We start from the raw sequence: 26,557 nt of genomic DNA on the forward strand, positions 1-26,557 counted from the left end.
TCGACGCCTGGGAGATCACGTGCGCTGCACGAGCGGGTGCAGTTTCCGGGCCCAGCCAAGCAGAGCCTGATCCTCGTCGGTTCGCGCCACCCACTGCACGCCCACCGGCAAACCGCTGTCCGCATGCGCGGTGGGCAGGTGCAACGCCGGCCAGCCCAACAGCGACCATACGCGATTGAACAGCGACGAGCCTGTCGATCGCGTGCCTTCGGGCGCCTCGGACGGGGCGCTGGGGGTAACGATGAAGTCCACGGCGCCAAAGCGCTCGAGCCACTCGCCGCCCAGCCGCGCGCGGCGTCGCTGCAGCGCTGCGTACTCGGCATGGGTAATGGCCAACCCCCGGTCTATCGCCGTGCGCAGTGCCGGCGACAGCAGATGGCCGTGCGGCCCGCGAACCACCGGCAGCAGGCCGCGCGCCAGTTCAGCGAGCATGGTTTGCGCGTGGATATCCAGGAGCGCCTGCAGGTCCGCGTCCACGTCCGGCGCGTCGATATGGGCGCCGTGCTCGCGCAGCGTGGCCGCGCAGTCGTTGAGCGCTCGCCGCGCGGCGCCGCTCAGGTCGCCGATGGCGCTGCAGGTCAGCAACGCAACACGTGGCGGGCGGTCCGGGCGATGCGCGGCCAACCCGGGAAGCAGCACGGACGCCACCGCTTGCGACTGTTTCACGTCGCGCGTAAACCAGCCGATGGTGTCCAGCGAATCGCATAGCACGTGCATGCCCTGCCGATGCACCCTCCCGAAGGTCGGCTTGAACCCCACCACGCCGCAGAACGCGGCGGGGCGGATCATGGACCCGCCCGTCTGCGTGCCCAGCGCCAGGTCGACCATGCCCGCCGCGACGGCCGCCGCCGAGCCACTTGAGGATCCGCCCGGTGTATGCGCCAGGTGGCGCGGATTGCGGGTCGGGCCCGGCGTGACGTAGGCGTATTCGGCGGTGACCGTCTTGCCGATGGGCACCCCACCGGCATCGCGCAACTGCGAGACGCAGCTTGCGTCGCGCCGCGCCAGTTCCGCCGATTCTGCAGCGGAGCCCGAGCGCGTCGGCAGGCCGGCGACGTCGATCACATCCTTGACCCCGAAGGCAGCGCCGGCCAGCGGACCTTGGCAGGCTGGCGCCGCGACCGAGGCCTCGTCGGCCAGGCAGACCCAGGCCTGGACCTGCGCATCCCCCGCCTTGCTGCGCGCAAGGGCTTCGTGCGCTGGCTGCATCATTGAACCTTGATCTGCTTTTGCTGGATCAACTGCGTCCACCGCGCGTTTTCGCTGGCAATGAAGTCGCGGAACTGCTCCGGCGTGCCACCAGCAACCTCGCCACCCTGCGACTCCACCACGGCGCGGTACTGCTTGTCTTGCAGGGCGCGGTTGATGTGCTCGTTCAGCGTCTTGATGACGTCCGGCGGCGTGCCAGCAGGCGCGATTACGCCGAACCAGTTCGAGACCACCATGTCCGGCATTCCCAGTTCCTTGAAGGTGGGAACGTCCGGCAGACCGGGGGCGCGCTTGTCCGAGGCGACCGCCAGCATCCTGATGCGGGCGTCGGCGCCGGCCGCGTGCGGCAGGAACAGGCTAGGCAGTTCGATGTAGAAATCCACGTTACCGGCGATCAGGTCGTTCACGGCCGGCGCGCCGCCGCGGTACGGCACGTGGGTCGCGTTGGCGCCCGCCTGCTCCTTGAACAGTTCCGTGCTCAAGTGCGATGCGCTGCCCGCGCCGGTGGAGGCGTAATTGAGCTTTTCGGGATTGGCCTTGGCATCGCGGATGAGCGCGGCGGGGTCGGCATAAGGCGATTTGCTGCTGACGCCCAGCGCCATCGGGCCCCGCTCGATCAGTGCCACGGGCGCGATGTCCTTGGCCGGATCGAAAGGCATCGTGTAGAGCGCTTTGTTCACTGACATGGGCGCGAAGTTGCCCAGGCCAATCGTGTAGCCGTCCGGCTTGGCCGACGCGATCTGCGCGGTGCCGATGTTGCCGCTGGCGCCGGGCTTGTTGTCGACCACGACGGGCACGCCCAGCGAATCGCTGAGCTTCTGCGCCAACTGGCGCGAGCGCGTGTCGGAACTGCCGCCGGCCGCGTACGGCACGATGAACTTGATGGCCTGCGCCGGATAGGCGGCTTGCGCCAGCGCGCCGGGCGAGGCGAGACAGAGACCGGCCGCGAAGGCGCCGGCCAGAAGCTTGAGGGTGAAGGACGCAGCAGGCATGGCATTTCCCGTGTCATGAGGGCCGCAGTACGGGCCCGTGGATTGTGCCAGCATGGTAGGAAGCTGCCATTAGGATGTCTAATACCTTATTCTCCCGTTATTGATTCGCTAGGAAAATAAATGCTGATCGACAGCCGTCTGCTTCAGGTGTTTGCCGTGGTGGCCGAAGAGCTGCATTTCGGCCGCGCGGCGCAGCGTCTGCATCTGAGCCAGCCTCCGCTGAGCCAAAGCGTGCGCAAGCTTGAAGATGAATTGGGCGTGCAGCTTCTGGAACGCACCACGCGCACGGTCAAACTAACGGCGGCCGGCGCCGAGCTGCAACGCCGCGTGCGGCAGATGGCCGCCGAACACGAGGCCACGGTGCGGCACGTGCGGCAGGCGGCCAGCGGCGAAGCCGGACAGCTCACGATTGGTCTCACGCCCAGCGCCGCCTATTCGAACGTGCCGCAGGCGCTGTTCGTGTTCCGCCAGCGCTATCCGGGCGTGGTGCTGGATTTGCAGGAAATGAATTCGAGCGAGATGCCGGAGGCGCTGCATCAGCGGCGGCTGGACCTGGCTCTCTTGCGTCCGCCTTTTGCGGATGCGGACCTGTCGCCCGTGCCCCTGTACTCCGAGCCCATGGTGCTGGCGCTGCGCCGCGGCCATCCGCTAGCGGCGAAACGCTGGGTGACCATGGAGCAGGTGCTGGATCTGCCGATCGTGGGGTATGCGCGCGACCGGTCGCGTTACTTCAGCCAGGTGCTGCGGCAGATGGTCGAAGCCGCCGGCAAGCCCGCGAACATCGTGCAGGAAAGCATGATCCCGACGATCCTGACGCTGGTCGAAGCGGGATTTGGCGCGGCCGTGGTGCCGGCGTCGCTGGCGCGGATGCGCATGGACATCCTTGCCTACGTCGGCATCCGGGGGCGCGGCGCGTTCCGCGCCGAACTGGCTGCCGCGCGCCACCCGGATCACCGCAATCCCGCGGTGGATGCCTTCGTGGCGATCATGCGGGACACCAAGCAGCAGCCGCGCCAGAAGGCGCTGTCATGACGCCTGCGCGTGGCGCGCGCTGCATGCGTCTTCGCCGGTGCTGACCGTTCAGTCCCAGTCCGCCGCCAGACCTTCCGGGCTGACTTCGCGGCCGTTGCGTTCCAGCGCGGCGATCTGCGCCATGTCTTCGTCCGTCAGGCGCAGGTCCCGGGCGAGCAGGTTGCTGGCCAGGTTTTCGCGCTTGGTGGAGGACGGGATCACGGCATAACCCAGTTGCAACGCCCAGGCCAGCGCGACCTGCGCGGGCGTGGCCGCGTGGCGCTGCGCGATCTGGCCGATGACCGGATCCTTGAGCACCTTGCCGTAGGCCAGCGTCATGTACGAGGTCACCGGGATGCCCGCTTCCTTCAGGAACGCGGTGAGCTTGCGATTCTGCAGGTAGGGGCTGAGCTCGATCTGGTTGGTGGCGATCTGGTCGCGGCCCACGGCGGCGATGGCGGCCCGCGTTTCGGCGATGGGAAAGTTGGAAATCCCGATCTGGCGCGTCAGGCCCTGCGCCTTGGCCTCGGCCAGCGCCGTCATGAATTCGTCGACGGACACACCGTTGTCCGGTGCGGGCCAATGGATCAGCGTCAGGTCCACATAGTCGGTCCGCAGCTTGGCCAGGCTGTCCTTCAGGCTGGGGACGAGCTTGTCCTTGGCGTAGTTGGGCACCCAGATCTTGGTGGTGATGTAGAGGTCCGCGCGGGCCACGTTCGATTCCGCGATGGCCTGGCCGACGTCGGCCTCGTTCTCGTAGATCTGCGCCGTGTCGATCGCGCGGTAGCCGACGTCCAGCGCGTTGCGCACGGAATCGATGACGGTCTGGCCTTGCAGGCGGAAGGTGCCGACGCCAAAGGCGGGGATGGGCATGGAAAACTCCTGGGGGATGTACTGAGGCCGGACCGGCGAGGTCCGGGGATGGCGCTAGTGTGCCTGCCGTACCCTTGCAAAAAAATACCGGTATCGGCGAAAGACTTTTGATAAAACGTCAACTATGAAAACCACCCTCGACGAAATGCAGGTCTTCATCGCCATCGTGGACAGCGGCTCGATCACCGCTGCCGCCGAGGTGCTGGGCCAGACCGTCTCGGCCACCAGCCGCACCATGAGCCGGCTTGAAGAAAAGCTGCAGACCACGCTGATGCGGCGCACGACCCGGCGTCTGGCGCTGACCGAAGAAGGCAAGGCCTACCTGGAGCAGGCGCGCCGCATCATTGCGTCGGTCGAGGAGGCCGAAGAGCTGATGAACCTGCGGCGCAATCAGCCCGCGGGCCTCTTGCGCGTGGATGCGGCCTCGCCTTTCATGCTGCATGTCATCGCGCCGCTGGCGCCGGCCTATCGCGCGCGCTATCCGCAGGTGGAACTGGAACTGACCAGCAACGAAGGCAACATTGACCTCCTGGAGCGGCGCACCGACCTGGCGTTCCGGATCGGGCGATTGAAGGACTCGTCGCTGCACGCGGTGGCCTTGGGCACGAGCCGGGTGCGTGTGCTGGCCAGTCCGGGTTATCTGGCGCGGCACGGCACGCCCCGCCGCGCGGCGGACCTGGCCTCGCACGTGTTGCTGGGCTTTGCGCAACTGGAAGCGCTGAACGAATGGCCGCTGCTCGATGCCGACGGGCAGCCGGTGCACGTCAAGCCGCAGGTGCGCGCCTATAGCGGCGAGACGCTGCGCCAGCTGGCGCTGAACGACGGCGGCATCGTGTGCCTGTCCGACTTCATGACGCGCGCGGACCGCAAAAGCGGCGCGCTGCAGCCGCTCTTCGTGAAGCAGCTGCTTGAAGTCCGGCAGCCGATCAACGCGGTGTACTACCGGAACACCGCGATCTCTTCGCGCATCAAGTCCTTCATCGACTTCGTGGTCGAAACGGTGGGTACGCGCGGCTTCGAGGAATAGCGGACCCACGAAGATGTATCCAATGGCGACCCCGGCGGCAGGGGCGCGTGGCGCATCCTTATACTGTCCCCGTTTTGTGTTGAACCCTGGATACGTATGAGCATCTTCTCCCGCTTCTTCGGCCGCAACGAGGAATCCGCCGATTCCGCCGCCCTGTTGGCCAACCCGGACATTGCGCAGCCGTTGAGCCTGCAGGTCCTGTTCGCCGAACCGCTCGCGATCACCGAGGCGGCGCTGGCCGATGCGCTGCGCGCCTACCATCCCACGATGGCCAAGGCGCGCGCGGAAATCGCGCCCGACATGCCGGAATTCCTGGGCATGGCCGGCTGGGACAAGCACGTCGTGCGGCTGGTGGGCTTCAATGCGCCCTATCCCAAGGATGCGCTCGAGACCTGCGTCGCGCCATCGCACTATCCCGCCGCGATGAAGGACGAGGTCCGCGCCCACGCCAGCCACATCATCCTGTACTACGCGGGATTCGAAACCGATCCCTTGGAGCAGTACGTGGCGCTGGCGGCGGTGGCGGGCGCATTGACCGGTTTCAAGGCGCTGGCGGTCCTGAACGAGCATGCGCACACGTCGCTTCCAGCCGGCGTGTTCGCCGCCGAGTCGCTGGGCGAGGAAACCATGGACCTCTTGCGCACGCTGCCGCTGAACATGCTGTATTGCGGTTTCGTGAAGTATGAAGTCGAAGGCGTGCAGGGCGTATGGATGCGCACGTATGGCGGCGATGCCTTCGGCCTGCCGGACTTCGCCGTGCTGGCGGCAGGGCACGACGAAGGCGAGGTCTACTCGACGACGTTCAACAACATCATGAGCTACATGCTGGAAAGCGGCGCCGAACTGGCCGCCGGCCACACCATGCAGATCGGGGAGGACGCCTACATGAAGCTGCGCGAGCCGGCCAAGGAAGAATATTTTCTGGACGGCCCGGGGCAGGTGCTGGTGGCCGAGATCATCTCGGCCGACCAGATCAATACGCCGGGTTAAATCGCCGGGTTACCGTGCCGCCTGGCGGCGCCAGCCCGGGATCCTCACGCCGCGTAGCGGCTGGCCTCGCCATTGCGGTTATTGGCGGGCCACAGGCGCAGGGCCAGGGCGGCGGCTGCGGCGCCGGCGGCGGTCAGCGTCACGCCGGTCCAGCCCCAGTGGGCCAGCGCCAGGCTGCCCAGTGCGCCGCCGGCGGCCATGCCGATGAAGACGCCCGTCATCAGGATGGCGTTCAGGCGGCTGCGGGCGGCCGGGTCGATGCCGTAGACGATGCTCTGATGCGCGATCAGCGAGGTCTGGATGCCTAGGTCGAAGCCGACGGCGGCGCCGCCGATCAGCCACAGCGCGGCATGCGGGGGCAGGAAGGGCAGAAAGATCATGGCGGCAAACGACACCATCGTCAGGCCGGCGCCCAGGCTGGCCACGGCCAGCGGGCCCCGCGTGTCGGCCACGCGGCCCGCCAGCGGCGCGGCCAGGGCGCCCGCGGCGCCAGCCAGGCCGAACGCGCCGGCGGCGCCCGCGCCCAGGTGGAACGGCGCGTCATGCAGCATCACGGCCAGCGTCGACCAGAAGGCGCTGAACCCCAGCGACAGAAGGCCCTGCGCGGTTGCGGCGCGGCGCAGGCCGGGATGCTGGCGCCACAGCGTCAGCAGCGAGCCCAGCAACGCACTGTAGGCCAGCCGCGTAGACGGTTCGAAACGCGGCAGGCCGCGCCACAGGGCTGCGCCCAGCGCCACGATGCTGACGGCGGCGGCCGCGAACATCATGCGCCAGCCGAACTGCTCGGCCACGAATCCGCTGACCACCCGCGAGAGCAGGATGCCCAGCAAGAGGCCCGTCATGACGGTGCCGACGATCTTGCCGCGCTGCTCGGCCGGCGCCAGGTGGGCGGCGGCCGGCACGATGTCCTGGGCCAGCGTGGCCGAAACGCCGATGGCGAAGCTGGCGGCCAGCAGCAGTCCGATCGTGGGCGACGCGCCGGCCAGAAGCAGCGCCAGGCTCAGCACGGCGGCCTTGACCAGGATGATGCGTTTGCGGTCATACCGGTCGCCCAACGGCGCCAGCATCAGGATGCCGAACGCGTAGCCCAGCTGCGTCAGCGTCGGAATCCAGCCCAGCGTCTCGGCGCTGGCGTGGATGTCCGCGCCCAGCACGCCGAGCATCGGCTGGCTGTAGTAAAGGGAAGCGACGCCCAGGCCGGCGCCCACGGCCAGCAGGAAAACCAGGCCGCGCGATAGGGAGGGGTGGGAAATGGGGGATGACATGGTGGTGTCCGGTGGCATTGGTACGGGGCAAATTCTGGGCTTTCACCCCTGGTTTTGGTAGCCGACCTTCGGGTACATCCGTTATACGATAGGCGTATGACCGCCCCCGCCCTCCCCGTTGCCGCCGGCACCGACCGCATGCTGCTCATCGAAACCTTCGTGCGCATCGTCGAGGCCGGCAGCTTGTCGGCGGCCGCCGCCCAGATGGGCGGCACGCAACCCACCGTCAGCCGCCGTCTGCAATTGCTGGAGCGCACAATGGGCGTGCGGCTGCTCAAGCGCTCCACCCACGCCATCCGCCTGACCGAAGACGGGCAGCGCTGCTATGAACGCGGCAAGGAGCTGCTCGCCACCTTTCAATCATTCGAAAGCGAGGTGCGCGGCGCGGGCGACGAGCCCGCCGGCATGCTGCGCGTGGTGGCGCCTCACGTGTTCGGCCAGGATCAGTTCATCGAACCGCTGGCCAAGTACCTGAAGCGCTATCCGAACATGCGGGTGGAATGGCTGCTGCACGACCGCATGCCGGACCTGATCGCCGAAAACGTCGATTGCGCGATCCGGGTCGGGGCCGTGACGGATCCGTCGGTGATCGCCGTGAAGCTGGGCGAGGTGCCGCGCATCGTCGTGGCCTCGCCGGACCTGCTTGCCGGCGGGCCCGTGCCGCAGAATCCGCCGGAACTGGCGCGACTGCCGTGGCTGGCGCTGCGCACCTTCTATCGCACCGAGGTGACCCTGACGCATTGCGGCAGCGGCGACAGGCAAAGCTTCGATATCCAGCCGCGCCTGTCCACCGACGGCCTGCACGCGCTGCGTAATTCGGCCATCCAGGGGCTGGGCGTGGCGTTGGGATCCGCGTGGGCCATGCAGGACGATCTGGCTGCCGGCCGCCTCGTGCACCTGGCGCCGCAATGGCGCGCCGACGCCCTGCCCGTGTTTCTGGTCTATGCGCCGTCGCGCTTTCAGCCGGCGCGGCTGCGGCGCTTCATCGAGATCATGCGCGAGCATCTGCCGATGGAGCTGGCCGGGCACTGACGGCGGTGTCCCGGCTTTCAGTCCTTCACGGATTCGTACACCAGCGTCGCCAGCGTCAGGTCTTCCAGCGCGCTGCCCACGGCCTTGAACACCGTGATTTCCTGATCGTTGCTTCGGCCCGGACGTTCGCCGGCGGCCAGCTGGTGGAGATTGCCGGCGATGCCCTCGCGCGTCAGCACGCCGGCCTCGAACGCCGACAGCAGGTCGCCGGACTTGGTGGGCGCTTCGTCGGTGTCCACGTAGACCGTGGTGCCGTCAAAGCAGGCCGGGTCGGTCTCGCGCATCTCGGGCTTGAAGCTGCCGATCAGGTCCAGGTGCGTGCCGGGCCGCAGCCACGCGCCGCGGATGAGCGGTTCGGTGGACAGCGTGGCGCAGCTGACGATGTCGGCCTGGCCGGTGGCGGCCTGAAGGTCGGTCACGGCTTGCGCATCGAAGCCCTCGCCGCGCAGGCGGGCCGCCAGCGCCTCGGCGCCCGCCGGCCGCACGTTCCAGACCAGCACGCGCTCGATCGGGCGTACCGTGCGCATGGCCTGCGCCACCAGTCCTGCGATGCGTCCGGAACCCACGATGAGCAGCGTGCGGGCATCGGCGCGGGCAAGGTAGTCCGCGCCCAGCGCGGCGGCGCCGGCGGTGCGGTACACGGTGACGATGTCGCCGTCCACGTGCGCGACCGGCACGCCCGTCCTGGCGCTGTACAGGTTGTAGGTGGCGTGCAGGCCGGGCAGGCCCTGATGCGTGTTGTCAGGGAAGATGTTGATGATCTTCACGCCGAAATACCCGCGTTCGCTCCACGCGGGCATGATGAGCGAGGTGCCGTGCGCGTTGCCGGACTGGATGGCGTGCACGTGGCGGGCGGGCACCGTGGCGCCTTCGTGGAAGGCGTCCCGCAGGGCGGGTATGACGGTGTCGAAGGACAAGGCGTTGCGGGTCTGCTCGGTGTCGATTAAGCGCATCGGATCGTTGCCTGCATGGTCGGTCAATCAAGGGGCCACCGGGCAGTCTAGCAGCGCGAAGGCGGCGGCACCCAAAAGAAATTGCCCGCGGTGGCGCGGGCAATCTCGGGTAGGGCAAGCCGCTCTCGGCCTCAGTCGGCGTCGGGCCGCGGCAGGGGGTCGCCCGCGCCGGTGCGCTCGACGATGAGCTTGTAGTGATGCGGGCTGCGATGCTTGGCGAAATTGAAGACGTGGTCGCGGAACGTCTGGCCCAGCGCCAGATCGATGCGGGCGGTGATCACCTCGTCTTCCTCGCCGCTTGCGCGGGCCACGATCTCGCCGGACGGCGCCACGATCATCGAGCTGCCGATCATGTGATGACCGTCTTCGAAGCCGCACTTGGCGGCCGCGCCGATCCACACCGCGTTCTGGTAGGCGCTGGCCTGCAACACGATCTCGTGCGTGGTGGTGCGCAGGTGCGCGGGCTCGTTCCAGTGAATGTTCAACGACGGCGTGTTGTAGCCCAGCACGATCAGCTCGGCGCTTTGCAGCGACATGACGCGGTAGGTCTCGGGCCAGCGCCGGTCATTGCATAGGCACATGCCGATCTTCACGTCGTTGGTTTCCCAAACGCCAAAGCCCAGGTCGCCGACCTCGAAGAACTTCTTTTCCAGATGCTGGAAGGGGGCGTCGGGCTTGTGGTCCGAGTGGCCCGGCAGGTGGATCTTGCGATACTTGCCGATGATTTTTGCGCTGCGGTCCACGAGGATCGCGGTGTTGAACTGGCGGCCTTGCGGCGTCAGTTCGGCATAGCCCAGGTAAAAGCCGATGCCCAGTTCGCGCGCCGTGTCGAACAGCGGCTGCACGTCGGCGTTGGGCATGCTCTTCTCGAAGTAGCGCTCCACCGCCTCGGCGTCGTCCATCCAGTAGCGGGGAAAGAACGTCGTCAGCGCCAGCTCGGGAAACACGACGAATTCCGCCTGGCGGGCGGCAGCTTCGCGCATCATCTCGACGAGACGGCGCACGACCGCCGCGCGGGAATCGGCAAGATTGACGGCGCCCATCTGAGCGACGGCCAGGCCCATTTTGCGGGACGGGGAAGAGGGGGTCACAGGAATCTCCAGAAGAAAGGCCGAAGGCCGCAAGCATGCCCGGGTCCGAGCCGATCCGATACCGCGGCCGATCGCGCGCAGGGTGCGCGCAGCCGGCCGCGGGCGCCAATGCAACCCGTTGATCTGCCTGGAAAATTTCAGCATGGGCTCGGGCTGGTCCGTACCTGTGCATAACGCGGGATCATGGGCGTCGCGCAAATTCTGATATCGGGTTTCCCCGTAGAAGGGGCCGCCAAGCCACGCAGGCCGGGATTCTGGCGAGGGCGGCGTGTGGGGCGGGGCCCCGTTTCGAAAGCCACAATTGACGGGTCCGCAGGGGTGAATTTCCCGTTTAAGGATGTGAATCTTCGGTTACATTGCCTTACGCGCAGAATGACTTACCACGCGCCGCCCATGTGTCACCGGTCCCCATGTCACGTCCCAGAATTGCGGCTTTCGTGTTGTTGTTGTCGGCGCTTGGATTCCTCGCGGGGGTGCTGGCTGGACGCCAGATCGAGCTGAATCAGGCCGACGACAGGCTTGCCGGGCATAACGCCCGGCTGCTGGCGCACGCCCTGCGCGTGGCGCAGGAGGGCCACCGTCTCATGGCCGCGGCCACGCAGGGCGGCGCCCTGTGCTCTGAGGCGGACGTGGCGACGCTGCGCGTGCTGCTCTTCAATTCCACCTACATCCGCGACATCGGCCGCACGCTGGGCGGCATGCTGCGTTGCTCGGCCGCCTGGGGCAAGCTGCCCGAGCCGCTGGCCCTGCCGCCGCCGGCGTTCACGGTGTCCAGCGGACTGCAGCTCTGGGTGGGCGCGGCCAATATCGTCGACCGCCGCATCATCGGCGACATGGCTTCACTGCGCGACGTCATCGTGTTCACGGCGCCGGGCGCGTTCGACGGCTTTCCCGAACCAGGCTCGGGCATCGACGCCAAGATCGTGACGCGTGACGGCAGCCACGTATACCGGCGCTTTGGCCGCGCGCACGATCTGGACGTGCCCGCCGATGGCGATGCCGGCGACGGTCTTGGCTTCGCGCCCGAGCGCCGCGCCTGGCTGTGCGCGCCGGATGGCGGCCCGGATATCTGCGTCGTGTCCCGGCTGCGGTCCGACGCCTGGTTCCAGCTTCCCGCGATGGTGATGTCGGTCGTCGGCGCCCTGGCGCTTGCCTTTCTGGCCGGCCTTTGCGTCATGTGGCGCCTGCACGCGGGCAGCGCCCGGACCGAGCTGCGCAAGGCCATCCTGGCCGGCGACATCCAGGTCCACTACCAGCCGCTGCGCCAGCTCGCCACGCGGCAACTTGCCGGCTTCGAGGCGCTTGCCCGTTGGCGCGCCCGCGGCCGCGACGTCTCGCCGATCCTGTTCGTGCCGCTGGCCGAGGCGATGGGACTGGGCCGCGCGCTGTCGCGGCTGGTGACGTCACAGGCGCTGCGCGATCTGCACGAACGCCTTCGGAGCAACCCGGCACTCTACGTCAGCATCAATGTGTCGGCGGCCGACCTGAAGGACGCGGGCTACCGGAACTTCCTGATGGACGCGGTCAGCGAGCGCGGCCTGATGCCGGCCAATGTGGCGCTGGAGATTACCGAGGGCACGCCGTTGTCCGACGGCCATGTGCTGGCGATGGTCAAGGCATTGCGCGGCAAGGGCTTCAAGGTATTCATCGACGATTTCGGCACGGGTCATTCGAACCTGAACTACCTGGCCGAACTGCAGGCCGACGCGATCAAGCTGGACCGCAGCTTCACCAGCGCCATCGGCGAGGAGGAAGCGGGCACCCTGATCGTGGACCACGTGATTGCCATCTCGCGCGAGCTGGGCATCAACCTCATCATCGAGGGCATCGAAACCGAAGCGCAGGCCAGCTATCTGCTTGAACGCCAGCCCGCGGCGGTGGGCCAAGGCTGGCTGTTCGGCCGGCCGGTGCCCTTGAGCGACATCGTCGCCGAGTGACAGGCTGGCGGCCAGCTGTCGAATGTCTATTTTATATTGCGCACAGCCGACATAATCCGAAGCCCCGTCCTGGCGCGTCGCCGGCATTATCTTTACCGGACCAAATTATTAAAGGCCGGTTTTGCAGATAGAATGCCTGCGTTGTTTAACGGGTTAATTTGTTGTATCTGCCATGGGACTGGACCATACGCTTGTCGATAACCTGCTGCGCATCCTGCCGTATGTCGAGGATGAAGAGGCCGAAGCGATGGAGAGGGGCATGGGCATGGCGGAAATCCGCAACCGGCTCGCGACGCTGCTGAACCCCGCGCCGGGCGACAAGCAGATCCGCCGCACGCTGCTCAAGCTCGATTGCGTCGGCAGTGCGGGCGCCACCCGCGGCAAGCTCTGGTACCGCACCCTGCGGCGCACCGATTTCCACATCCAGAACATGAACGCCAACATGGCGATGGCCATGTGCGCGCTCAAGCAGGTGGCCGACCGCCATCTGCCGGCCGTCGTGCTGGACGACCTGGAAGCCACCTTCGACAGCGCGTGGCGATATCTGCAGACGCATCGCTCCCAGCCCGCGATCGGACCGGCGCATGATTGGGCGCGCAAGATCCTGCGTATCGACGGCACGCATCCCATCGTGCTGCCCACGGTGTCCGCCGAGGTCTACCGCCAGGTTAGCGGCGCGCTGTACTACAACCGCAAACTGTCTTTTCGCAACACGCCCTTTGGCGAGAAGACGCCAGCCGAGCGCCTTTACGTGATGACGCCGCTGGCGATGGTCGACCGCGCGGGCGTGCTGTACATGGTGGCGTGGGGGCCGAGCCAGCCGGGCAGGCGATTCCTGTTCCGCATGGACAGGCTGTCCGAGGTGCGGCTGCTGGACGAGCCGGCCGATCCGGACCCCACGTTCGACCTGCAGGACTTCGTGCGCCGCGAGGAAGCCTTGAACTTCGATCCGGGCGAGGAAACCCGGATCCGGCTGCACGCCGCCGAACCCATGATGGACGACGGCCGCCGGCGGCGTCATCCGCTGCGCGAGTTCTGGCTGTCGGGCGATCAGCAGATTGAAGAGGACGAGCACGGCTTCATGCTGACGGCCACCGTGCGCCCATCCGTCATGCTGTGGCAATTGCTGCACGGCCACGCGTCCTCGATCGAGGTGCTGGAACCCGAAGCCATTCGCAGCCGATTTGCCCACGAGGCGCGCGAACTGGCGCGCCGCTACCTCTAGCCCGCTTCGCATCATCCGGGCCAGGCGCGCGCCAGCAGCAGCGGCAGCACCTTTTCGGCCGGACCCCTGATGCTGTGGCTGGCCACGCGATCGAGCATCGTGGGGTTGGGATTGACCTGCACAAGCTGCGCGCCGTATCCCATCGCCTCGTAGCAGAGTTCGGCCGCCGCGGACGTCTGGCATGACGTGCCCGCGGTCAGGACCAGATCGGCGTTGGCCGCCAGTCCCTTGGCCACCCGCCACACGGCGGGCCCGGGGGCCTCGCCGTGCCACAACCGGCCCGGGCGCACCAGGCCGCCGCAGATGCGGCAGGCGGGCGCGGGGGGATACGGGCCATGCCGCGCGGGCGCATCCGGCGGCGCCGTCAGCGTGTGAGGCATGGCGCAGGCCGAACATCGCGGCTGGTCGAACCGGCCTTGCAGGTGCAGGATGCGCGGGCTGCCCGCGCGTTCGTGCAACGTGTCGCCGTTCTGCGTCACCACGAATGTGCCCGGCACGCGCTCGGCCAGCGCGGCAATCGCGCGGTGCGCCGCGTTGGGCGTGGCGGCGAGCGCCCGGCGCCGCCGTTCCTCGTGCCAGGCCCACACCAGCGCCGGATCCCTGCGGAATCCCTCGACGGTGGCGAGCGCCGCGGCGTCGTAGCGGGCCCACAGGCCGCGCATGCCATCCCGGCTTTGCGGCAGGCGGCTGGCGGGGTTCAGGCCCGATCCCGTCAGCACGACGACAAGGCGCGCGTCGCGCAGCAGTTGCACGAGGGAATCGGGAATATCGAGTGTGCGAAGTTTCATGCGAGCCGCCCGTCAAATACCGTGCGATCAAGGCTGAAGATAATCGTATCGAACAAACCAGGCATGTCGCTTCCATTCTCTGAAACACAACGGATTATGAGAGCGTATTTGGACAAAATGGGGTTGAATCAATCGGGACGGTATTTCAGCCGATTACTTGATTATCCGGCCGCATAATGGCCGCCGCTTCATTTGCTATTCTTGGCCTCCGCCATCGCACCGGCTCCTTCCCGCACCATGCAAAAAAACGGCGACCGCCTTTTGTTTTCCGCTTCCGACCTGGTGGCGTTCCTGGAATGCGAGCACCTCACCACGCTGGATCTGATCAATCTGGACGACCCGTTGCCGCAAGCAGAAGAGGACGAACAGCTCGAACTGATCCAGCAAAAAGGGTTGGACCACGAACGCGCGTATCTGGAACGCCTGCGCGCCAGCGGACGGCGGATCGTCGATGTGAGCGATGCGGGCGACGGACTGGCTGCGCGTCTGGCCCGCACGCGCGAGGCAATGGCGGAGGGCGCCGACGTCATCTACCAGGCGGCGTTTCGTCACGACCGGTATATCGGCCATGCCGATTTCTTGCTCAAGAGCGGGCGCCCGTCGCGGTTGGGCAGCTACAGCTACGAGGCCAGCGACACCAAGCTGGCACGTTCGGCGCGCGCCAAGTTCGCCATTCAGCTCTCGTTCTATTCGTGGCTGCTGGGCTTGGAGCAGGGCGCGGCGCCGCTGTACATGCACGTGGTGCTCGGCAGCGGCCGCGAGGTATCCCTGCGCGTGGCCGACTACGCGCATTATTTTCGCCAGGTCATGCGCCGATTCGAGGCGCACGTGGACAAGCGCGACGATGCGGCCACCTATCCCGACCCTTGCGAGAAATGCGCCCAGTGCCGTTGGGATTCGCTGTGCAAGGCGCGCCGCGCGCAAGACGATCATCTGTCGCTGGTCGCCAACATCACGCGGCAGCAGATCCGCAAGCTGAACGCCCAGGGCATCCGCACGCTGGCGCAACTGGGCACGCTGGCGCCGGACGCCGCCGTGGCGCGCATGGAGCCCGCCATCCTGCACAAGCTGCGGGCGCAGGCGGCGCTGCAGTTGCGCGCCCGGACCGACGGGGGGCGTCACTGGGACCGCATCGCCAAGGACCCGGACGACGCCGCGCCGCGCGGTTTCGAACGCATGCCGCAGCCGGACCGGGGGGACATGTTCTTCGACATGGAAGGCGATCCGCTTGAGGAAGGCGGGCTGGAATATCTGTTTGGGCTGTACGTCATCGACGACGGGCAGGAGCGCTTCGTTCCGTTCTGGGCGCACAACCGCAGCGAAGAAAAACAGGCGTTCGAAGCCTTCATCGACTTCGTGGTGGCGCGCCTGCACCGCCATCCCGAGGCGCACATCTACCACTACGCGCCCTACGAGGCGACGGCAATCAAGCGGCTGATGTCGGTTCACGCCACCCGCGAGGCCGAAGTCGACAACCTGCTGCGCATGAACAAGCTGGTGGACCTGTACCAGGTCGTGCGCGAAGGCGTGCGCGTGTCCGAGCCGGGCTATTCGATCAAGAACATCGAACACTTCTACCTGCCGCAGCGCGAGGGCGGCGTGACCAACGCCGGCGCCAGCATCGTCTATTACGAACGCTGGAAGCGCACGGGCGAGGCGCAATTGCTGCAGGACATTGCGGACTACAACCGCGACGATGTGCTGTCCACGTACAAGCTGCGCGACTGGCTGTGCGCGCTGCGTCCTGACGGCATGCCCTGGGCGAACCGCCGCGATGCGCAGGAAGCGATCGATGCCGCCCGGTTCCAGGTCGGCGAAAAGACTCAGGCCGAACTGCGGCTGGAGCCGTATCGCGCCGCGCTGCTCGGGCCCTTGCCGGCCGACGAAGCGGACTGGTCCGGCCGCGACAGCTACCGCGCGCTGGTCTACCAGTTGCTGGACTTTCACCGCCGCGAGCAGAAGCCCGAGTGGTGGGCGATGTTCGCGCGCATGCAGGCGACGGAGGCCGAGCTGGTGGAAGACAACGAATGCCTGGGCGGGCTGGTGCGCGACGACAGCGTGGCCCCCGAGCCCGTGGCGCAATCGCTGCGCTACACCTACCGCTTCCCGGCGCAGCAGACCAAGCTGCGCACCGGATCGGCCTGTACGGACGTGCGCGGCGGACCGGCCATCAGCCGGCTGACGGTCGACATGGGGGCCGGCGTGGCCACCTTCACCCTGTCGCGCAAGGCCACGCCCCCGCAGCGCCTGTCGCTCGGGCCGGGCAGGCCGGTCAGCATCGACGAACTGGCCAACGCCATGTTCCGCTACGGCGATGCGCTGCTGGCGTCGGCCGATGGCGCCAGCACGCCGTTCCGGGCGGTGGACGCGCTGCTGCGGCATGAACCGCCGCGCATCGCCGGCGTGGCGCCCGGCGCCCCGCTGGCCGATCCGGGCGCGAACCTGCTTGACCAGGTCGTGGACATCGTCGGCCGCATGGACGAGACCACACTGTTCCTGCAGGGGCCGCCGGGGGCGGGCAAGACCTATACCGGGTCGCGCGTGCTGGTGCACCTGCTGCGCCAGGGCAAGCGCATCGCCGTCACGTCCAACAGCCACCATGCCATCAACAACCTGCTCGCCGGCCTGGAAAAGGCGGCGCGCGAGGCGGGCTTGGCGTTCACGGGCGCGAAGAAGTCGGGCAAGGAAGGCGACGATTCCTGTTTCAACGGCGAATTCATCGAAGACGTCTTTGCCAACGACAAGATCGACCTGTCGCGCCATCAGCTGGTGGCAGGCACGGCGTGGCTCTTTAGCCGGGCCGATTTTCAGCAGCAGTTCGATTACCTGTTCGTGGACGAGGCGGGCCAGGTCAGTCTGGCGAACCTGGTGGCGCTGGGCCAATGCGCGCGCAACATCGTGCTGCTGGGCGACCAGATGCAGCTGGGCCAGCCGACCAAGGGCACGCATCCCGGCCGCTCGGGCGAATCCACGCTGGAATATCTGCTGAACGGCCATGCCACCATCGCGGCCGATCGCGGCATCTTCCTGGACACCTCGTACCGCATGCACCCGGCGATCTGCGGATTCATTTCGGACGCCATCTACGACGGCCGGCTGCGCGCCGCGGAATCGGCGGCCGGGCAGGGCTTGGTGCTGGGCGCGGACGCCGCGGACGCACTGGCCGCCAGCGGCATCCGGTACGTGCCCGTCGTGCACGAGGGCAATGCGCAGTCCAGCGACGAAGAAGCGCGCGAAGTCGCCGCGCTGTATGGCAGCCTGATGCGCCAGCGCTATCTGGACAAGACGGGCCGCGCGGTGCCCGTCACGCCCGACGACGTGCTGGTGGTGGCGCCGTACAACGTGCAGGTCAATACGTTGCGGCAGGCGCTGCCCGAGGGCGCGCGGGTGGGCACCGTGGACAAGTTCCAGGGCCAGGAGGCGCAGGTGGTGATCATTTCCATGGCCACCTCCAGCGGCGAGACCATGCCGCGCGACATGGAATTCCTGTTCAGCAGGAACCGCCTGAATGTGGCGGTATCGCGGGCCAAGTCGCTGGCGATCCTGGTCGCCAGCCCCGCCCTGCTGTCCGTGCGATGCCAGACGCCCGAGCAGATGGCGCTGGTCAACACGCTGTGCTGGGTCGCCGAGGCCGGTCGGCCGGCGTAACGCGCGGGTCCAAATGCCGGAGCTTGCCTGAGAAAGGCGGGCCCTGCCGGCAGGGCGAACCGCCCAGCCGGCAGGGCCCGAACAGCGCGCGACGTCAGCCCCGGCGGGGCGCTTCGACAGGCGGCGTGCCGTCGTGGAAAAGAGACTTGAGCTGCGTGCGCAGTTCAGGCGAGTCAGCGTGCTTGTGCACCGTGGTGGCGTGCTGCACCGCGGCTTCGAGCAGTTCCTCGTCCGAGTCCGCGGACAAGGCCACCGAGCAGTTCATCTCGCTCGGATACTCGCGGCAATCGATGTACTTGCGTGTCATGAGGCTCTCCTTCTCGCATGTCCCGCAAAGGGGTTGCGTGTTGGAACAGCAGACGCGCCAGGCGCACTGCGCCGGCGCGATGGCGCGTCGCATCGCGGCCGGTGTCTAGGAAGTATAGGTCTGTGCCGGGCCGGTGTGCGTGTCGCCGTGCGACACGGGACGGCCCAGCAGATATCCCTGAAAGTGCGAGCAGCCTTCCGCCGTCAGCCGTTGCAACTGCTCTGGTGTTTCCACACCCTCGGCCGTCGTGGGGATGTCCAGGCTGCGGCCGATGCCATTGATGGCGCGGATGATGGCCAGCGCCTCGCGGCTGGACTCGACGTCCTGCGTGAACGACTTGTCGATCTTGATCTTGTCGAACTCGAAGGTGCGCAGGTAGCCCAGCGACGAATAGCCGGTTCCGAAGTCGTCCAGCGCCACCTTGACGCCCAGCTCCTTCAGGCGGTGCAGCGTATCCAGGTTGCCGGAAGAATTGGTGAGCAGCACCGATTCGGTGATCTCCAGTTCCAGGCGGCGGGCGGGCAAGCCGGATTTGGCGAGCGCCGATTCCACCAGCGACACCAGCGCGCCGTTGGTGAACTGGCTGGCAGACAAATTGACCGCCACGGTTTCGTTGTCGTCCCAGCGCATGGCCTCCAGACACGCCTCGTGCAACGTGAACGCGCCCAATTCGTGGATGAGGCCGGTTTCTTCCGCGATGGGAATGAAGTCCTGCGGCATGATGAGGCCCTTTTTCGGGTGCTGCCAGCGCATCAGCGCCTCGCGGCCCACGATGCGCACGTGGCTCACGTCCATGATGGGCTGGTAATACAGCTGCAGCTGTTGCGAGATGATCGCCTGGCGCAGGTCCATCTCGACCTCGTGGCGCCGCAGCGCGGCCGCTTCCATTTCGGGCTCGAAGAACGCAAGGCAGTTGCGGCCATTGCGCTTGGCCTCGTACAGCGCCATGTCCGCGTAGCGCAGCAGGTGGTCGGCCGACAGCGACTGCGACTCCGAGATCGCGATGCCGATGCTCACGCTGACGGGGACCGTGTGGCCGGCGATCTCGAAGGGTTGGCGCACGGCCTCGATCAGGCGCTCGGCCAGCTTGCGCACGTCGTCCTGTTCCGCGATGTTGGGCAGCACGATGGCGAATTCGTCGCCGCCCAGGCGCGCCAGCGTGTCCTGTTCGCGCAGGTGCCGCGGCAGGCGCTTGGCGAGCAGGCGCAGCAGTTCGTCGCCGGATTGATGGCCCAGCGTGTCGTTCACGCTCTTGAAGTTGTCCAGGTCCAGGCACAGCACGGCGGTCGACCGGTCGCGGCTCGACCCCAGCGCGCTCAGCAGCCGGTCGCGGAACAGCCGGCGGTTGGGCATGCCCGTCAGCGTGTCGTGGTGCGCCATGTAGCGCACCTGCGCGTGAGCGGCGTTTTCGTCGGTGACGTCGTCCGCGATGAGCAGGACATAGCGGGAACGCGGGTCCGTGCTGTGAAAGGCCAGGGTCTTGGTGTGCAGGGTGCGCGGCCCGCGCGCCGTGGCCAGTTCCTCTTCCTCTTCGCGCATGGCGCCGTCCGAGCGCAGCGCGTCGTTGGTCAGGCGGTCGAAGAACGCGCATACCAGCTCGGGCAGGCACTGCTTCGCGGTCTTGCCTTGCAGGCCGCCCGGGCTGCCGCCAAACGTCTCTTCGGCCTGCCGGTTCGCCAGCAGGAACTGGCGCGACACCGCATCCAGCACCAGCACGCAGGAGGGGATGTGCGACACCACCGCCTGCAGGAAGGTCGACATGGACGTGAGCTCGCTGTTGTAGTGCTCGGCCAGCTGCTTGGCTTTGAGCAGCTGCTGTTCGCGTTCGCGCCGCTCGGTGTTGTCGCGCGTGACCTTGGCAAAGCCGATCAGCGTGCCCGTATCGTCATGGATGGCGTCGATGACGACGTGCGCCCAGAACAGCGTGCCGTCCTTGCGCACGCGCCAGCCCTCGGCTTCGAACTTGCCGGATTCCCGCGCGGTGGCCAGGCCGCGCTGCGGCACGCCACGCGCCCGGTCTTCCTCGGTATAGAAGCAAGAGAAATGCCGGCCGACGATTTCGTCGGCGGTGTAGCCCTTGGCGCGTTGCGCGCCGGCGTTCCAGTTGGCGACCGTGCCATCCGGGTTGAGCATGTAGATGGCGTAGTCGACGACGCCTTGCACCAGATGGCGGTACATGACGTCGGAATTGGCGAAGTTCATGGGATGCGGCGGGCTTTGCGCACACGGGCCGCGTTGCGGCAACGCGCGTGGGCGGATCTGCCCTGAAAGAATGGGAGTGGTGACTAGATTTACGTCGTGAGGGCGTCAGTATTAACCGCGCTGTCACCAAAAAGAACAATCTATCGAATCTTGGCGCTCAATCTCATTTCATTGCATCGCCGCGCGATCAGAATTTGACGCGTTGCTTGAGCGCCTGCGCGATCATCGGGACGTCGATGTCCTTGCCCGGGTGCTTCAGGCAGAAGTCGTGCAGCACCGCGATGTAGGCATTGCCCAGCAGCTTGGTGATGGCGCCGGCCGTGGTGGCCGCGATGGTGCCGCCCACCGCGCTGCCTGCGCCCGGGATGAACTTCAGCATGCCCGACACCACCGAGCGCCCGATGAGCGTGGCGGCCGACGCGCCCAGCGTGGACGTGACCAGCGTGGTGATCGCGGTGGTGTTCAGTTCCATGCCGAAGGTGATGCCGATCTTGGCGATCATGCCCACCTGGATGGGCACCAGCGCAAAGGCGTCCGAGAACGGAATGGGCGCGGCGGCGGCCGATGCGGCCAGGCCTGCGGCCACGTTCACCTCGATCTCAGCCCGCTTTTTTTTTACTTCCAGGGCCTTCTTGTTGCGCGTGGATAGCGCGTTGGCATAGGCGCGCTGCTGGGCCTCGGGCACGTGCTCGGCCGTCACCTCGATCAGCCGGTCCAGCCCCATGGGTGGCAATTCGGCGTCCAGTTCCTCGATCCATTCGGGCAGCGCGCGCACCGCCACAACCTGCCGGGCGCGCGGCAGCAGCTTGCGGGCCTCGTCCAGGAAGGGACTGTTCTTGCGCGCCTTGGTCAGCACGGCAACGACAGGGATGCCGGCCTTGTCCAGCATGTCGCACAGTTCGATTTCCGCGTCCTCGACGCGGTGGCTGCTGTCCTGGATGCAGAGCCAGGCCACATGCAGGTGCCGGTCCTGGTCGTCCGACGCCGATCGCTCTTCGATCAGTTCGGCAAGCTGTTCGCGCGAGCGCGCGTAGTCGGCGACTTCCAGCCCGCGGGTATCGATGATGGTGAGCGGATGCCCCGGCCGGGTGAATTCCTGCGTGGTCTGGGTGACCGGCTTGCCCGCGCCCGTCCTGGCCAGATCGCCGCGGAACACGGCGTTGATCAGTGTGCTCTTGCCGACGCCCGTCTTGCCGGCGACCAGGATGTTGACGCGCCCGGCGCCGCGCGTGGCGGTGCTGATCGCATCGGCGATGGCGTCTTGCAGGTCGGGGTGGTCGGGGCGGATGGCGCTCATCTAAGGGGGCGTGGCGGGCAAGGGAAGATGCCGGAACGATATCAGAGGATGACTTCTTTGGCGCAAAACGTAATCGGGTGAAAACGCCTCGCCCGTCTGGGGGACACCGTTGGCAGGACGCCGCGCGACGTGCGGGCCAGCGTGTCCTCACGTACGGACGGGTGGTTTTCCATATGATGAAAGACAGGAATCGGCCCGCGAAGGACCGGGCAAATTCGGGGGCGGATTGTTCGTCTCTTCAAAGGGTTACATCTCACATAATCCCCTCGCGATTTCGGGCGATGCGCTTCGTAGAATCAGGCCGTTGTCAGGCTACGCCGCGGTACCCGCGCAATCCACATGCCCCGTCTTGCGCTCGTTCCCCGCTTGCTGCGCTCTCGTCCCCTCACCAAGGGTCTGCGCTACCTGTATCGCGTCACGCGGTCCAAGGCGCATCGCCACAACGAGACGCTTTGGCCGTTCGTCACGGTGCGGCGCGATGGCCCCGACCGTCTGACCGGCTGCGACCTGCACGGGGTGCGCGGGCCGGCAACCGTTTCACTGGAACAATTGCCACGTGGCCTCGGCGGCGATGCCCATCTGATTCTCAGCGGCCCGTCGGTCGCGCAGATCGATTACGCGCAATGCCGCATGCGCACGGTGATGGGCGTGAACGGCTCGATCGCGCTGCGCAACAGGCATCCGGCGCTGCGCTTTCATTACTACGCCATGCTGGACGCCGGATTCGTCAAGAAGCGCCGCGACCTCGTGGCGCAGGTGCTGGACCAGGATCTGGTGCTTTTCGTGACGCCGGAGGTGTACCGCTGGATCGCATTGCTGTTCGACCATCGGGCCGTTCGCTGCCGCATCGCGCTTTTCGAGGAAGTGCATCAGCGCGCCCAGCAGCCGCGCGCAGCGCCGCAGGCGCTGCAGGCGCAGTTGGCCGGCGACCCGGAACTGGTGCTGTTCGATGCGCATCATCCGATGCACGCCCATGGCTTCAGCCTGAACGCGGCACGCGGCCTGTTCGGCGGCGGCACGGTGGCCTACACGTCCCTGCAATTGCTGGCGTGGCTGGGCGCCCGGACGGTGTTTCTGCATGGGCTGGACCTGACGGCCACCGCAGGCCCGCGCTTCTACGAACAAGCCGGCGCGCAACTGCCCACCGCGCTGGACCGCCAGTTTGCCGGCCACATCGAGCCGGCGTTCCGGCAGGCCGGCAAGCTGCTGCGCGCGCGCGGCATCCAGGTCTACAACCTGTCGCTGCTCAGCCGGCTGGGCGACGACATCTTTGAAAAGCGGCATTGGAGCTGTCTGCTCGACCCCGCCACGCAACCGCCGACGAGACCCGAATCATGAAGATCCTCTACACCAATTTCCACCAGGGCGATGGCGGCGGGCACACGACCTACGTCATGTCGCTGGCGCGCATCCTGTGCCAGAAATCGCAAGTCATGGTCGGTGCGCCGCGCAAGAGCCGCCTGCTGGCCGAGGCCGAGGCCCTGCCGGGCCTGCGCACCATCGATCTCGAATTCAAGGGCACGCTGGCCGAACAGCTGTCCGCGCTGCGCCGCCTGCGCAGCCTGGTGCGCCAGGAACAGTTCGACGTCATCCACGTCAATGGCTCGGCCGATCACCGCTTGTGCATGCTGGCGACGTTGGGGATGGGAAAAAAGCGCCCCTTCATCGTCTACACGCAGCACACGGACCGCAGCGCCAGCAGCCTGGGCGTGCGCCTGCGCGCCAAGTGGGCCACCAATCGCGTCATCTGCGTGTGCAGCCACACGTTCCGGCGCATGAAGCAGTCGGTGTTTCGCGATGAAGACCTGCGCGTGGTGCATAACGGGGTGGACACCGCGAAGTACCGCCCCGCCTGCCGCACCGAAAAGGCCGAGGCGCGCGCGCGCTTCCTGCCGCCCGCGCTGCGCAATCGGCTGGTCCTCGGCAGCAATGCCGGCACCGCGGACTATAAAGGCTGGATCGACATGGTGGCTGCCGTGTCCTTGCTGCCCGCCGCGCAGCGCGAGCAGGTCGCCATCCTGATCGCCGGCGCGATGCCGGGCGACGACCTGCTCGGCCAGGTGGCCGCGCTGGGCATGCAGGATCAGGTGGTCTTCACCGGGCTGCTCGACAATGTGGAGCCGGTGCTGGCGGCGCTGGACGTGGGCTTTGTGCTGTCGTCCCGGCTGGAGACGATTTCGTTTGCCTGCCGCGAGATGATGGCCGCAGGCAAGCCGGTCATCGTGACCCGCGTGGGCGGCCTGCCGGAGAACGTGACCGAGGGCCGCAACGGCTGGGTGGTGCCGCCCGGGTCCCCGGAGTCGGTGGCCCGGACGCTGTCGGACATCATGGCCAACCGCGGCGTGCTGCACGCCATGGGCGTGGATGCGCGCAGCACGGCGCTCAAGGAGTTCTCGCTGGCGACCTTCGTCGGCAATACCGAACGCGTCTACCGCGAGAACGCCTACGTCAGTAGTGGATCACCGTCCGGATCGACTTTCCTTCGTGCATCAGATCGAACGCTTCGTTGATCCGGTCCAGGGGCAGCGTGTGGGTGACGAACGGGTCGAGATCGATCTTGCCGCTCATGGCGTCTTCCACCATGCCGGGCAGTTGCGTGCGGCCCTTGACGCCGCCGAACGCTGAACCGCGCCACACGCGGCCCGTCACCAGCTGGAAGGGGCGGGTGCTGATTTCCTGGCCCGCGCCCGCCACGCCAATGATGATGCTTTCGCCCCAGCCCTTGTGGCAGCATTCCAGCGCGGCGCGCATCACGTGCACGTTGCCGATGCACTCGAACGAGAAGTCCACGCCGCCGTCGGTCAGTTCGACGATGACTTCCTGGATGGGCTTGTCGTAGTCCTTGGGGTTGATGCAGTCGGTGGCGCCCATGGCGCTGGCCAGCACGAACTTGTTCGGGTTGGTGTCCACCGCGATGATGCGGCCGGCCTTGGCCTGGACCGCGCCCTGGATGACCGCCAGGCCGATGCCGCCCAGTCCGAACACGGCGACCGTGTCGCCTTCCTTGACCTTGGCGGTGTTGTGCACCGCACCGATGCCGGTCGTCACGCCGCAGCCCAGCAGGCAGACCTTTTCATGCGGCGCGGCCGGGTTGATCTTGGCCAGCGAGATCTCATTGACGACGGTGTATTCGCTGAACGTCGAGCAGCCCATGTAGTGATAAAGCGGCTTGCCTTCGTAGCTGAAGCGCGAGGTGCCGTCCGGCATGACGCCCTTGCCCTGCGTGGCGCGCACCTTCTGGCACAGGTTGGTCTTGCCCGACAGGCAGAATTTGCATTCGCGGCATTCGGCCGTGTAGAGCGGAATGACGTGGTCGCCGGGTTTCAGCGAGGTCACGCCTTCGCCCACTTCCACCACCACGCCCGCGCCTTCATGGCCCAGCACGGCGGGGAACAGGCCTTCGGGATCGTCGCCGCTCAGCGTGAAGGCGTCGGTATGGCAGACGCCGGTGTGCGTGATCTGGACCAGCACCTCGCCGCGCTGCGGGGGCGCGACATCGATCTCAACGATTTCCAGCGGCTTGCCGGGGCCGAATGCGACTGCTGCGCGTGATTTCATAACGATGCTCCACGTAGAGGGGGTTATTTCAGATAGGAACGGACGATGCGCATAAGGTCATCGATCTGCGATTCGGTCTCGGGCCTGGGGTCCGTTGGACTTCCCTGAGCAGACTGCAGGAACGTTTCCCGCAGATGACTCTCCAGCACTTCGGCCATCAGGCCGTTCGTGGCGCCGCGCAGCGCCGCCAACTGCTGCAGCAGCGCGCCGCATTCCGTGCCTTCGTTCACCGCGCGTTCCAATGCTAACGCCTGGCCCTGGATGCGGCGCAGGCGGGTGACAACGCGTTTCTTTTCTTCTGGGGAGTGCGGCACGGCAAGCTCCGATGCGATACAGGGGGGGAGTATACGGATTCCGGCGGGGCGCGTCCAGGCCCGCGCAGCCGCGCGGGCAGGCGGCGGGGCGTGCGACCTATAATTTCGCGTGATTCATTTCGCGTGTTTGATTTCGCCTTGTTCCACCGGACCCTACAGGACTTATCCGTAGCCATGAATTTCCCTGATGTGCGGCTGTACCGGGCCGAGGACCATCCCCGCATGCCGTGGCGCAATGGCGGGGGCACGACCCAGGAGGTCGCGTGCAACCCCGGGGGCCATACGGCGTCGTTCGACTGGCGGCTGTCGCTGGCCGACGTGGCGCAGGACGGCGGCTTTTCCGCCTTTGGCGGTTTCCAGCGCATCCTCACCGTACTGGAAGGGCGCGGCATCGAACTGACGGTGGACGGCAATCGCCAGGCGCCGCTGGGCCCGCGCACGGCGTATGCGTTTTCGGGCGATGCGCAGGTGGACTGCCGCCTGCTGGACGGCCCGATCCGCGACTTCAACCTGATCTATGCGCCCGACCGGTGGCACGCCCGCCTGCAATGGGTGCGGGGCGCGGATCCCTGGGTGTTTCACAGCAGCGCGCGCAGCGTGCTGATCCTGAATGCCGGCGGCGTCCTGGCGGTTGAACTGGACGGCGCGCAGCATCGGATGGCATCGCGCTATGACTGCCTGCACGTCGAAGGGCAGGAGGGGCTGGCACGGTATTGCCTGACCGCGCAGGCGGACCTTGACGCCTGCGTGATCGAACTGTCGCCGCGCGCGGGCGGACGTTGAGGCTTTCCGCGCGGGCCTCGCGAGGCCCCGCCCGCAGCAGGCGCCGTCTCCCTGC

At 67.0% G+C, this 26,557-nt stretch carries 22 protein-coding genes; 10 read left to right on the forward strand and 12 right to left on the reverse strand.

All coding sequences use genetic code 11. From position 1 onward, the window contains the following. Nucleotides 1-15: 15 nt before the first annotated feature. Both LN047_RS01515 and LN047_RS01520 read right to left on the reverse strand, forming a co-directional pair. On the reverse strand, nucleotides 16-1,212 hold the full coding sequence (locus LN047_RS01515) for an amidase (protein WP_373981001.1): 1,197 nt from the start codon (nucleotides 1,210-1,212) through the stop codon (nucleotides 16-18). Next, nucleotides 1,209-2,201: a Bug family tripartite tricarboxylate transporter substrate binding protein gene (locus tag LN047_RS01520; RefSeq protein WP_373981002.1), complete on the reverse strand. Its 993-nt coding sequence runs from the start codon at nucleotides 2,199-2,201 to the stop codon at nucleotides 1,209-1,211. The genes LN047_RS01515 and LN047_RS01520 overlap by 4 nt, the downstream gene beginning before the upstream one ends. 120 nt (nucleotides 2,202-2,321) lie before the next feature. Between LN047_RS01520 and LN047_RS01525 the strand changes: the two genes are divergently transcribed. Continuing rightward, nucleotides 2,322-3,233: a LysR family transcriptional regulator gene (locus LN047_RS01525; RefSeq protein ID WP_373981003.1), complete on the forward strand. Its 912-nt coding sequence runs from the start codon at nucleotides 2,322-2,324 to the stop codon at nucleotides 3,231-3,233. Nucleotides 3,234-3,281: 48 nt separating this feature from the next. Here LN047_RS01525 and dkgB read toward each other — a convergent pair whose 3' ends face one another. After that, nucleotides 3,282-4,085, reverse strand: coding sequence for a 2,5-didehydrogluconate reductase DkgB (gene dkgB, locus LN047_RS01530; protein WP_373981004.1), 804 nt, complete (start codon nucleotides 4,083-4,085; stop codon nucleotides 3,282-3,284). 124 nt (nucleotides 4,086-4,209) lie between these two features. Between dkgB and LN047_RS01535 the strand changes: the two genes are divergently transcribed. After that, the gene (locus LN047_RS01535) at nucleotides 4,210-5,112 is read left to right on the forward strand and encodes a LysR substrate-binding domain-containing protein (RefSeq protein ID WP_373981005.1); all 903 of its coding nucleotides are present in this window, start codon (nucleotides 4,210-4,212) and stop codon (nucleotides 5,110-5,112) included. Between the two features lie 96 nt (nucleotides 5,113-5,208). Next, nucleotides 5,209-6,102 (forward strand): DUF4261 domain-containing protein, encoded by an 894-nt coding sequence (locus LN047_RS01540; RefSeq protein WP_373981006.1) that lies wholly within the window; start codon nucleotides 5,209-5,211, stop codon nucleotides 6,100-6,102. 44 nt (nucleotides 6,103-6,146) lie between these two features. Here the strand turns inward: LN047_RS01540 and LN047_RS01545 are convergent, their stop codons facing one another. Next, on the reverse strand, nucleotides 6,147-7,367 hold the full coding sequence (locus tag LN047_RS01545; protein WP_373981007.1) for an MFS transporter: 1,221 nt from the start codon (nucleotides 7,365-7,367) through the stop codon (nucleotides 6,147-6,149). Nucleotides 7,368-7,463: 96 nt separating this feature from the next. Between LN047_RS01545 and LN047_RS01550 the strand changes: the two genes are divergently transcribed. Beyond that, nucleotides 7,464-8,399 carry a LysR family transcriptional regulator gene (locus LN047_RS01550; RefSeq protein ID WP_373981008.1) on the forward strand — a complete coding sequence of 312 codons (936 nt, stop codon included), beginning with the start codon at nucleotides 7,464-7,466 and terminating at the stop codon, nucleotides 8,397-8,399. Between the two features lie 17 nt (nucleotides 8,400-8,416). On the opposite strand, the gene LN047_RS01555 is transcribed toward LN047_RS01550, so the two are convergent. Both LN047_RS01555 and LN047_RS01560 read right to left on the reverse strand, forming a co-directional pair. Further along, nucleotides 8,417-9,352, reverse strand: coding sequence for an ornithine cyclodeaminase family protein (locus LN047_RS01555; RefSeq protein WP_373981009.1), 936 nt, complete (start codon nucleotides 9,350-9,352; stop codon nucleotides 8,417-8,419). Between the two features lie 131 nt (nucleotides 9,353-9,483). After that, nucleotides 9,484-10,416 carry an N-carbamoyl-D-amino-acid hydrolase gene (locus LN047_RS01560; RefSeq protein ID WP_152385403.1) on the reverse strand — a complete coding sequence of 311 codons (933 nt, stop codon included), beginning with the start codon at nucleotides 10,414-10,416 and terminating at the stop codon, nucleotides 9,484-9,486. Nucleotides 10,417-10,853: 437 nt separating this feature from the next. Here LN047_RS01560 and LN047_RS01565 point away from each other — a divergent pair, with 437 nt between their 5' ends. Further along, the gene (locus tag LN047_RS01565) at nucleotides 10,854-12,380 is read left to right on the forward strand and encodes an EAL domain-containing protein (protein WP_373981010.1); all 1,527 of its coding nucleotides are present in this window, start codon (nucleotides 10,854-10,856) and stop codon (nucleotides 12,378-12,380) included. Nucleotides 12,381-12,552: 172 nt separating this feature from the next. After that, a complete protein-coding gene (locus tag LN047_RS01570) occupies nucleotides 12,553-13,605 on the forward strand; it encodes a YafY family protein (RefSeq protein ID WP_175156415.1) in 1,053 nt (350 codons plus the stop codon). 11 nt (nucleotides 13,606-13,616) lie between these two features. On the opposite strand, the gene LN047_RS01575 is transcribed toward LN047_RS01570, so the two are convergent. Then, nucleotides 13,617-14,393 (reverse strand): Sir2 family NAD-dependent protein deacetylase, encoded by a 777-nt coding sequence (locus LN047_RS01575; protein WP_180099600.1) that lies wholly within the window; start codon nucleotides 14,391-14,393, stop codon nucleotides 13,617-13,619. A gap of 261 nt (nucleotides 14,394-14,654) precedes the next feature. Here LN047_RS01575 and LN047_RS01580 point away from each other — a divergent pair, with 261 nt between their 5' ends. Next, a complete protein-coding gene (locus tag LN047_RS01580) occupies nucleotides 14,655-18,041 on the forward strand; it encodes a TM0106 family RecB-like putative nuclease (RefSeq protein WP_373981011.1) in 3,387 nt (1,128 codons plus the stop codon). A 94-nt stretch (nucleotides 18,042-18,135) separates the two neighbouring features. On the opposite strand, the gene LN047_RS01585 is transcribed toward LN047_RS01580, so the two are convergent. The 3 genes from LN047_RS01585 to LN047_RS01595 all read right to left on the reverse strand — a co-directional run bounded on the left by LN047_RS01585 (nucleotide 18,136) and on the right by LN047_RS01595 (nucleotide 21,847). Then, nucleotides 18,136-18,348 (reverse strand): DUF1059 domain-containing protein, encoded by a 213-nt coding sequence (locus tag LN047_RS01585; RefSeq protein WP_271264045.1) that lies wholly within the window; start codon nucleotides 18,346-18,348, stop codon nucleotides 18,136-18,138. Between the two features lie 105 nt (nucleotides 18,349-18,453). Continuing rightward, complete coding sequence (locus tag LN047_RS01590) at nucleotides 18,454-20,550, reverse strand: putative bifunctional diguanylate cyclase/phosphodiesterase (protein ID WP_373981012.1); 2,097 nt, start codon at nucleotides 20,548-20,550, stop codon at nucleotides 18,454-18,456. Nucleotides 20,551-20,737: 187 nt separating this feature from the next. Then, on the reverse strand, nucleotides 20,738-21,847 hold the full coding sequence (locus LN047_RS01595) for a GTPase (protein WP_373981013.1): 1,110 nt from the start codon (nucleotides 21,845-21,847) through the stop codon (nucleotides 20,738-20,740). Nucleotides 21,848-22,186: 339 nt separating this feature from the next. Here LN047_RS01595 and LN047_RS01600 point away from each other — a divergent pair, with 339 nt between their 5' ends. Both LN047_RS01600 and LN047_RS01605 read left to right on the forward strand, forming a co-directional pair. Next, nucleotides 22,187-23,185: a hypothetical protein gene (locus tag LN047_RS01600; RefSeq protein WP_373981014.1), complete on the forward strand. Its 999-nt coding sequence runs from the start codon at nucleotides 22,187-22,189 to the stop codon at nucleotides 23,183-23,185. Next, a complete protein-coding gene (locus LN047_RS01605) occupies nucleotides 23,182-24,357 on the forward strand; it encodes a glycosyltransferase family 4 protein (protein WP_373981015.1) in 1,176 nt (391 codons plus the stop codon). Before LN047_RS01600 ends, LN047_RS01605 begins: the two co-directional genes overlap by 4 nt. Here LN047_RS01605 and LN047_RS01610 read toward each other — a convergent pair. Both LN047_RS01610 and LN047_RS01615 read right to left on the reverse strand, forming a co-directional pair. Then, the gene (locus LN047_RS01610; RefSeq protein WP_056319378.1) at nucleotides 24,296-25,405 is read right to left on the reverse strand and encodes an S-(hydroxymethyl)glutathione dehydrogenase/class III alcohol dehydrogenase; all 1,110 of its coding nucleotides are present in this window, start codon (nucleotides 25,403-25,405) and stop codon (nucleotides 24,296-24,298) included. The genes LN047_RS01605 and LN047_RS01610 overlap by 62 nt on opposite strands. A 23-nt stretch (nucleotides 25,406-25,428) precedes the next feature. Next, nucleotides 25,429-25,719, reverse strand: coding sequence for a metal-sensing transcriptional repressor (locus LN047_RS01615; protein WP_056319375.1), 291 nt, complete (start codon nucleotides 25,717-25,719; stop codon nucleotides 25,429-25,431). Nucleotides 25,720-25,893: 174 nt separating this feature from the next. On the opposite strand from LN047_RS01615, the gene LN047_RS01620 reads away from it, so the two are divergent. After that, nucleotides 25,894-26,502, forward strand: a complete 609-nt coding sequence (locus LN047_RS01620; protein WP_373981016.1) for a HutD family protein — start codon at nucleotides 25,894-25,896, stop codon at nucleotides 26,500-26,502. Nucleotides 26,503-26,557: the final 55 nt, after the last annotated feature.

Origin of the sequence: Achromobacter sp. JD417 (assembly GCF_041879325.1) — a bacterium.
GTDB classification, from domain to species: domain Bacteria; phylum Pseudomonadota; class Gammaproteobacteria; order Burkholderiales; family Burkholderiaceae_B; genus Achromobacter; species Achromobacter mucicolens.